The 1,372-nt window shown below is 29.0% G+C and carries 2 protein-coding genes; both read left to right on the top strand.

What is annotated here, in order from left to right; genetic code table 11:
• The coding region (locus NQQ59_RS25195) for a phosphopantetheine-binding protein (protein WP_307777167.1) at positions 1–300 on the top strand (300 nt) is incomplete at its 5' end.
• A gap of 683 nt (positions 301–983) precedes the next feature.
• Positions 984–1,372: TubC N-terminal docking domain-related protein (locus NQQ59_RS25190; RefSeq protein ID WP_257698478.1), on the top strand; the 389-nt coding region annotated here is incomplete at its 3' end.

Here is a 1,372-nt window from a genome sequence, read left to right as displayed (position 1 = left end):
TTATCGACCAAGGAGTATGTTGCGCCTCGTACAGAGACGGAAGAGCAATTGGCTGCCATTTGGCAGAACTTGCTTGGGATAGAAAAAGTAGGTATTCATGACAACTTCTTCGAGTTGGGTGGTCACAGTCTGCTGGTGACTCGTTTAGTATCCATAATACGTGATGAGTTGTCTATAGAGATACCAATTACAGACATATTCAAATTTAATACAGTGTATGAGCTATCCTCTTATTTAAATTATAAAATAATTAGCTTTAATGATTCTATAGATGAATTTAGTATGAATATTGAGTTGTAATTTTAATGATGATGATGACTAATTAGATTATAATATATTCAGTTTCAAATATAGAATGATAGCACGGCCTTCAAATAATTTTAAAATGCAAAAACAGCTATTTCAAGCTGTTTTTGCATTTTAGATTACAGTTAATGAGTTAATTTTTTTAAAAGAGTTATTAGGAATATAATTAATAAAATTTATTCCATATAGTAGGATAATTAGGATAATATATTATCTTTAGACAGTATTATATAATCATGAATTGCTGCCGTTCGAGTTGCTCATTACCATTAATAATAATGGGACGAATAGTTTAAATGTGAGATAATTCTTGTTTTTTTATAGAGGGATAAATTTTATGCGGCAAGTGACTTTAAATAGCATCTTATTTTTATTAGAATTTGTGATTTAGTATAAATTTTGGGATAGGAATGATGTAGAAGGTCTTATGTGTTTTTGTTGGTTATATAGTTGTAGAAGGTGGGAAAAATAAAATTGATTTTTATTTATAAGAATTTGCTAAAGAAAGTGTTTGTGAAACATCTTTAAAATAGAGTTTCAATAATTTACTACTTACTCGATCAGTATTTGATAAAGCAAAGTTATTTTGTGGTGTATCAATTTGAGAGATGTTTGATTTTAATGATTTTAAGGGTACTATAATATAATAATATTGAGTTATAATTTTAATAATATATATGGAATTTTTAAGTTTTTTTCAAAGAATAAACAAAAAAGGAATAAAGCTGGTGTTAAAAAATGGATCATTAAGTATTAAGTCAAATACTGAAATTGATTCGGGATTACTTCGAGAAATAAGAGAAAATAAACCGCAGATTATTGAATATCTGGAAAAATATCAGAGTGAAAATATAACAAAAGAGTTATTAGAGAAATACCAAGGTGAAAAGATTATAAAAAAAGTATTAAAGAAAGTCACTCCTTATACACGTGATTCATTGATTCGTGTTCCTTTGTCCTTCAGCCAGGAGCGACTATGGTTTCTGGATCAGCTTCAGGGCAGTACCGAGTACCACATTCCGATAGTTCTTCGTCTTGAAGGTGCATTGGATGTGTCGATATTGGA

It is taken from the genome of Flavobacterium panacis (assembly GCF_024649945.1).
In the GTDB taxonomy this organism is placed as follows: domain Bacteria; phylum Bacteroidota; class Bacteroidia; order Flavobacteriales; family Flavobacteriaceae; genus Flavobacterium; species Flavobacterium panacis.
The sequence above is the reverse complement of the archived record's forward strand: the minus strand, read 5'-3'. Positions and strand labels throughout refer to the sequence as shown.